Genomic DNA, 6,290 nt, shown 5'->3' with positions numbered 1-6,290 from the left:
CTGGTGCTCGAGGCGAAGTAACCGCTGGTCCAGCGCGCCGGAGGGGCAATCATTCTCCCCGGAACATCCGGATAAGGGCTGGTCAACGTTCTTGAAGTCCTACTAGTCTTCAAGAACGGCCCGCAACCGGGAGCCCCAAGGCAATCACGAGGAGCGAAGTTGTCCAACCACACGTACAGCATTTCTGAAATTGTCGGCACGTCGGATCAGGGAGTGGACGACGCCGTCCGGAACGGAATCGCCAAGGCATCCCAAACCCTGCGGAACCTTGACTGGTTCGAGGTCAAGGAGATCCGTGGCCACCTGGAGGAGGGCAAGGTCGCTGACTGGCAGGTCACCATCAAACTCGGTTTCCGGCTCGAGGAACACTAGTCCCAGCACAGCTGGCCCGCAGTCAACACCCGTTTTGGGGACGTTCACTGCGGGCCAGTTTTGCTGTGACGAAAGGCTAATTCGCTGAAACGGCACCTGCTGAGCGCCGCCGCCACACGGTGGGGACGCCGTCGAACGCCGGGAACACGTGGCCTTCGAAGAAGGACAGGACCGTGTGCGGATCGTGGTCCGGGCTCCAGAGGCCGGACACCGGGCAGTGCGAACCGGTAGCGGTAGAGGGAGCACCAACGGCGGCAGCAGCCTGGCGTTCCTTAAGCAGGGCGATGCGTTTCATCTTTGAGACCATCCTTGAAGTAAGAACTTGTTCTTCCAGCCTAGGAAGGCTTCATCTCCCGCCCAATGGGCTCGTGGCCAGAATCCGTCCCTTCAGCTGGCCAACCGTACAGCGGCAGCGGCACAGGCAGCGCTAGTCGCCGCCTTCGGCAACGGTTGCCGCGGCATCCGCTACGGAATGGCGAGGCTGCTCCGCGTTCGCCACAGCGCCGAGGCTGCCCAGCAAGGCAAGGGCATCGGCCGACGGCGACCCGGGCCGGGCGGAATAGATCCTGAGCGTCTGGTCGGCGTCCTCCGGGAGGACAAGGTTCTCAAAGTTCAATTCCAGGTCCCCAACGGCGGGATGGTGCAGGCGGACGGTCCCTGCGGACCTGGTGGCCACTCTGTGCCCCGCCCACCATTGCCGGAAATGCTCGCTGTTGACCGCCAGTTCACCCACCAGCTGGTTGGCCTGGGCATCGCTGGGGTGCCGGCCAACGTCAAGGCGGAGGGCCCCGGCAGCCTCTGCAGCCACCGTCTTCCAGTCGCGGAACAGCTTCCGGGCAGCGGGATCGAGGATGAGCCAGCGGGTCAGGTTCCTTTCCGCCACCGGGAGCGCCGGAAAATCGGTGAAGAGCAGGAAGGCCAACCGGTTCCCGGCCAGTACGTCGCTCCGGCGCCCCAGCACCATTGCCGGCACGTCTCCCACAGCTTCCAGGAGGTGGCGAAGGCCCGGGCGGACCGCCTGCGTGGCCTGCCCGGCTGGCCGCGGGTTCGCAGCGCAGTTCTCCAACAGATCCATCATGTGCTCATGTTCGCTGCTGCTGAGGCGGAGCGCCCGGGACACGGCGTCCAGCACCGTGCGGGATGGGTGGATGTTCCGGCCCTGTTCCAGGCGGACGTAGTAATCGGTGCTCACTCCCGCAAGCATTGCCACTTCCTCCCGCCGAAGTCCTGGCACCCTGCGAGCTCCGGAAGTGGGCCCAGCCCCGGCGTCCTCAGGGCTCAGCCGGGACCGCATGGCTTTGAGGAATTTTCCGAACTCGGCGCTTTGACCCATGCAGACCATTGTGACCCGCGCCGTCCAGCATCTTCTACAACGAAGGTAGGACTGGCAGTCCTAGGAAAAACAAGATCAGGCTTGCTTACTGACATCGGGGCCAAAACTGCATAGGCTCAGTAACGAACCAGCGGAAACCGCTTTCTCGGCGTCGAGCCACCGGCACCCACCCCCGCATCTTTCAAGGAGCCCACTATGTCAGAGCTGACACTGAACAACGGCGTCACCATTCCCCAGCTTGGGTTCGGTGTTTTCCAGGTACCGCCGGAAGACACCCAGCGGACTGTTGAGGACGCGTTCGAGGCGGGATACCGGCACATTGACACCGCTGCCGCCTACCGCAACGAGGCCGGCGTGGGAGCTGCGATCGCGGCCACAGGCATTCCCCGCGAGGACATCTTTGTGACCACCAAGCTCCGGAACGGCGAGCAGGACCGGGCACAGGAAGCGTTCCAGAACAGTCGTTTGGCACTGGGCCTGGACTATGTTGACCTGTACCTCATCCACTGGCCGGTTCCATCGCAGGGCCTGTATGTCCAGGCCTGGAAGGAGATGGAGCGGCTTTACGAAAACAACCAGATCCGTGCCATCGGGGTGTCCAACTTCCTTGCCGACCACTTGGACGACCTGCTGGAGTCCGCGGAAATTGTCCCGGCCGTGAACCAGATCGAGCTCCACCCCAGCTACCAGCAGGCTGAACTGGCGGACAAGTGCCGGAGCCTGGGCATCGCGGTGGAAGCCTACAGCCCGCTGGGACGGGGCGCCGACCTGAATGGTGATGCCGTGACAGCCATTGCCAGCGCCCATAATGCCACCACCGCCCAGGTGGTGCTCGCCTGGCAGTTGGCGGCCGGAAACATCGTGATTCCCAAGTCCAGCCAGCCTGCCCGGATCCGGGAAAACTTCGGGGCCTCGGCCATTACCCTTTCGAATGAGGAGCTTGCAGCCATCACCACGCTTGAGTCCGAAGCGCGCCAAGGGTCGGATCCCGCCGTCGCCTCGTTCACCCAGATGTAGCCGCCCAGCTGTGGCCCAACCAGCTGCAGCCAGGCCCCCGACAGGCTCTGCCACGAAAGGATTCACCAATGCAGTACACCCATCTGGGCCGCTCCGGCCTGAAAGTCTCCCGGCTTTGCCTGGGCACCATGAATTTCGGCCCGCAGACGGAGGAGCCTGACGCCCACGGCATCATGGACTCCGCCCTGGACCACGGCATCAACTTCTTTGACACGGCCAACGTGTATGGCGGAGCAGGGCACCGCGGCTGGACCGAAGAGATCATCGGCCGTTGGTTCGCAAAGGGCGGCGAGCGCCGCGAGCACACGGTGCTGGCTACCAAGCTTTACGGAACCATGACGGACCGGCCCAACGAATCAAAGCTGTCCGCGCTGAACATCCGCCGCGCCCTGGATGCGAGCCTGAAGCGCCTGCAGACGGACTACATCGACATCTACCAGTTCCACCACATTGACCGGGATACCCCCTGGGACGAGATCTGGCAGGCCATCGAAGTAGCCGTCCAGCAGGGCAAGATCCTGTATTCGGGCAGCAGCAACTTCGCAGGCTGGCACATCGCCCAGGCGCAGGAGGCAGCGCGGCGGCGCAACTACACGGGCCTGGTCAGCGAGCAATCCATCTACAACCTTTTCATGCGCCAGGTGGAACTGGAAGTCATTCCGGCGGCCCAGCAGTACGGGCTGGGGCTCATCCCCTGGTCGCCGCTGCAGGGCGGACTCCTGGGCGGGGTGCTTAAGAAGGAACGGCAGGGCGTCCGGCGGACTGAGGGCCGGGCAGCCGAGACCCTGAAAAAGCACCAGGACCAGATCCAGCAGTACGAGGACTTCGCGGAGGAACTGGGCCAGGAGCCCGGCGACGTCGCCCTCGCCTGGCTCCTGCACCAGCCCGCCGTTACGGCGCCCATCATCGGACCGAGGACCCAGGAACAGCTCGACGCCGCCGTCCGCGCTTTGGACGTCACTCTGGACGCCGATGCGCTCAAGCGCCTCGACGATATCTTTCCCGGCCACCGGACGGCACCGGAAGACTACGCGTGGTGAACCCACTCGTTCGCGAAGCCGATACGGTGGCGCCGAGGAGCATCCTTTTCATCGGCGGCACCGGGGTCATCAGTGCGACGGCGGCGGAACGCGCCGTCGCACTGGGGCACCGGCTGACAATCCTCAACCGGGGCCGGTCCACGAGGCCGGTCCCGGAAGGGGTGGAGACTTTGCGTGCGGACGTTCGGGACGTCTCCGCAGTCCGGGAAGCGCTGGCGGGACGGGAGTTCGATGCTGTCGCAGACTTCATCTCCTACAAGCCGGACCAAGCCAAGGCCAGCCTCGACCTGTTCGCCGGACGTGCCGGCCAGTATGTGTTCATCAGCTCCGCGTCCGCGTACCAGAAGCCGCCAACCCGGCTGCCGATCCGCGAGTCGACGCCGCTGAAGAATCCGTTCTGGCAGTACTCGCGGGACAAGATTGCCTGCGAGGAACTGTTTTTCGAGGCTTACCGCGAGCAGGACTTCCCGCTCACCGTGGTGCGCCCGTCGCACACCTACGACCGCACCAAGATTGCCATGGTGGGCGGCTGGACTGACATCCACCGAATGCGCGCCGGTCTGCCTGTCCTGGTGCATGGCGACGGCACGTCCCTCTGGACGCTCACCCACAGCAGGGACTTCGCGAAGGCTTTCGTGGGGCTGCTGTGCCGGCCCCAAGCCATCGGCGAGAGCTACACCATCACCTCTGACGAGTACCTGCCCTGGAACCAGATTTACCAACTGTTTGCCCGGGCGGCAGGCGTGCCGGAGCCGGAGTTGGTGCACGTGGCTTCTGAAACCATCGCAGCGCATAGTGACGAACTTGGTCCCAACCTGCTGGGCGACCGCTCCCACTCGGTGATTTTCGACAACACCAAGATCAAGTCCCTGGTACCTGATTACTGCGCCACTATCCCGTTTGCTGACGGAACCCGGGAAATCGTGGACTGGTACGACGCCAATCCCGGGATGCAGGTTGTAGACCAGCAGTTCATGGACCTGAGTGACCGGTTGACGCACTGGGCCCGCCGAGGCGCCTGACGCTCTAAGAGGCCTCGCCCGGCTCCTTCCGGGCGGGGCCTCTACAACGTTCTGAAGAGCGGCTTTCCAAGCGCGCCGCAAGGTTTCGTTTAACCCATCACCCGCCACTAGGTTACTGAGGAAGCGTTTTCCCACCGAAATTGATTCCACTCCCTCAGCGCCTCGGACGTGGACGGTGACGGCAAGCAGGAAATTGTCTACGGCTCCGCCACCATCGACGACGACGGGTCGCTCCTCTACAGCTCCTTCGCTACGATGCCGGCCGGAAGCGTCTCCCCCGGGGAGGAAGCCCGACTGGGTCACGGCGACGCCATGCACGTCACCGACATCGACCCCGCCCGCCCCGGCAAGGAGATCTTCAGCGTGCACGAGGGCGGCACCTATGCCCCCTACGGCTACGCGATGCGCGACGCCGCCACCGGCGAGGTCCTGTTCGGCGCCTACTCCGGCAGGGACACCGGCCGCGGCATAATCGGCGACGTGGACAAGACCGTTCCGGGCATCGAGAACTGGGCTATCGGCATGCAGTCGGCTGATGGCCGCAAGCTCGGCTCCACGGGATCCGGCACCAACATGAACATCAAGTGGGCCGCGGACATGACCACCCAGCTCATCAACGGCTCCAGGGAACAGACGCCCTCGATCCACGACTGGAAGCGCGGCCGGCTCCTCACTGCCACAGACACCCGCACCAACAACGACACCAAGGGCAACCCGAGCCTGGTGGCTGACGTGGTAGGTGACTGGCGGGAGGAACTGCTGGTAAGGACAGCGGACAGCTCGGCCCTGCGGATGTACCTCAGCACCGAGGTGACAAACCACAAGCTCTACACGCTGATGCACGATCCGCAGTACCGCGCAGAAGTTGCCCGGCAGAACACCGCCTACAACCAGCCGGCCTACACGGACTTCTACCTCGCCTCCGACATGGACTTCGCGGAGGTGCCTCTGCGGGCGGCATGGCTGCCGGGCAGCGTGAAGGCGCTGCAGCACGTACTGGAAGACCTGGTGGAGTCAGGGGAGGTAGCAGGTCCGGTAGGCAGCCAGCTGACGGCCAGCGTCCAGCATGCGGCGAAGGCGGTTGAGGACGGCGACGCCGCCAAGGCCGCGCAGGGACTGCGGCGCTTCGTCGACTTCCTGGGCCAGCAGAAGAGCCCGGACAAGGTATCCGACACCGCACGCGCGGCCCTGACGTACAACGCCGAAAACATCCTGCGGGCCTTTGGGGGCTAGGACGGGCACGGCATAAGGGAGAGACTGTTGCAATGACACTTGCACCGCTGATCAAACTCAATGACGGCTACTCCATTCCGCAGGTAGGTCTCGGCACCTGGCCGCTGGACGACGACCAGGCGGCCACTGCCGTCGTACAGGCCTTGGAAGCCGGGTACAGGCACATCGATACTGCCGTGAAGTACGGCAACGAACGGGGCGTGGGCAACGGCATCCGGGCCAGCGGCTTGGATCGGGAGGAGTTGTTCATCACCACCAAGGTTGATGGCCAGT

General features: G+C 64.2%; 7 protein-coding genes and 1 pseudogene. 6 read left to right on the top strand and 2 right to left on the bottom strand.

The annotated features are described in order from the left end of the window. The first annotated feature begins 159 nt into the window (after positions 1-159). Complete coding sequence (locus AC5RWX_RS28935) at positions 160-372, top strand: dodecin (protein ID WP_307096974.1); 213 nt, start codon at positions 160-162, stop codon at positions 370-372. A 76-nt stretch (positions 373-448) separates the two neighbouring features. On the opposite strand, the gene AC5RWX_RS28930 is transcribed toward AC5RWX_RS28935, so the two are convergent. Together AC5RWX_RS28930 and AC5RWX_RS28925 are read right to left on the bottom strand one after the other, a co-directional pair. Continuing rightward, positions 449-667: a hypothetical protein gene (locus tag AC5RWX_RS28930; RefSeq protein ID WP_458780774.1), complete on the bottom strand. Its 219-nt coding sequence runs from the start codon at positions 665-667 to the stop codon at positions 449-451. A 132-nt stretch (positions 668-799) separates the two neighbouring features. Then, entirely contained in the window at positions 800-1,705 is a 906-nt protein-coding gene (locus AC5RWX_RS28925; RefSeq protein ID WP_494099680.1) for a helix-turn-helix domain-containing protein, read from the bottom strand. Between the two features lie 195 nt (positions 1,706-1,900). Between AC5RWX_RS28925 and AC5RWX_RS28920 the strand changes: the two genes are divergently transcribed. The 5 genes and pseudogenes from AC5RWX_RS28920 to AC5RWX_RS28900 all read left to right on the top strand — a co-directional run. Next, positions 1,901-2,722 carry an aldo/keto reductase gene (locus AC5RWX_RS28920; RefSeq protein WP_494099679.1) on the top strand — a complete coding sequence of 274 codons (822 nt, stop codon included), beginning with the start codon at positions 1,901-1,903 and terminating at the stop codon, positions 2,720-2,722. Between the two features lie 68 nt (positions 2,723-2,790). Then, positions 2,791-3,762 (top strand): aldo/keto reductase, encoded by a 972-nt coding sequence (locus AC5RWX_RS28915; protein WP_494099678.1) that lies wholly within the window; start codon positions 2,791-2,793, stop codon positions 3,760-3,762. Continuing rightward, positions 3,756-4,784, top strand: a complete 1,029-nt coding sequence (locus tag AC5RWX_RS28910) for an SDR family oxidoreductase (protein WP_494099677.1) — start codon at positions 3,756-3,758, stop codon at positions 4,782-4,784. The genes AC5RWX_RS28915 and AC5RWX_RS28910 overlap by 7 nt, the downstream gene beginning before the upstream one ends. Before the next feature lie 144 nt (positions 4,785-4,928). Beyond that, positions 4,929-6,017: pseudogene (locus tag AC5RWX_RS28905) on the top strand (rhamnogalacturonan lyase family protein); the annotation flags it as partial. Between the two features lie 32 nt (positions 6,018-6,049). Beyond that, positions 6,050-6,290, top strand: a 241-nt coding sequence (locus AC5RWX_RS28900) for an aldo/keto reductase (RefSeq protein WP_494099676.1), incomplete at its 3' end; no start/stop codon positions are given.

The organism is Arthrobacter sp. SPT-J7 (assembly GCF_059089965.1).
This window is presented reverse-complemented; position numbering and strand designations above follow the sequence as displayed.

Coding starts and splice junctions, on each gene's coding strand:
- AC5RWX_RS28930 (WP_458780774.1), bottom strand. CDS start 667: ATGAAACGCATCGCCCTGCTTAAGGAACGCCAGGCTGCTGCCGCCGTT.
- AC5RWX_RS28925 (WP_494099680.1), bottom strand. CDS start 1,705: ATGGGTCAAAGCGCCGAGTTCGGAAAATTCCTCAAAGCCATGCGGTCC.
- AC5RWX_RS28920 (WP_494099679.1), top strand. CDS start 1,901: ATGTCAGAGCTGACACTGAACAACGGCGTCACCATTCCCCAGCTTGGG.
- AC5RWX_RS28915 (WP_494099678.1), top strand. CDS start 2,791: ATGCAGTACACCCATCTGGGCCGCTCCGGCCTGAAAGTCTCCCGGCTT.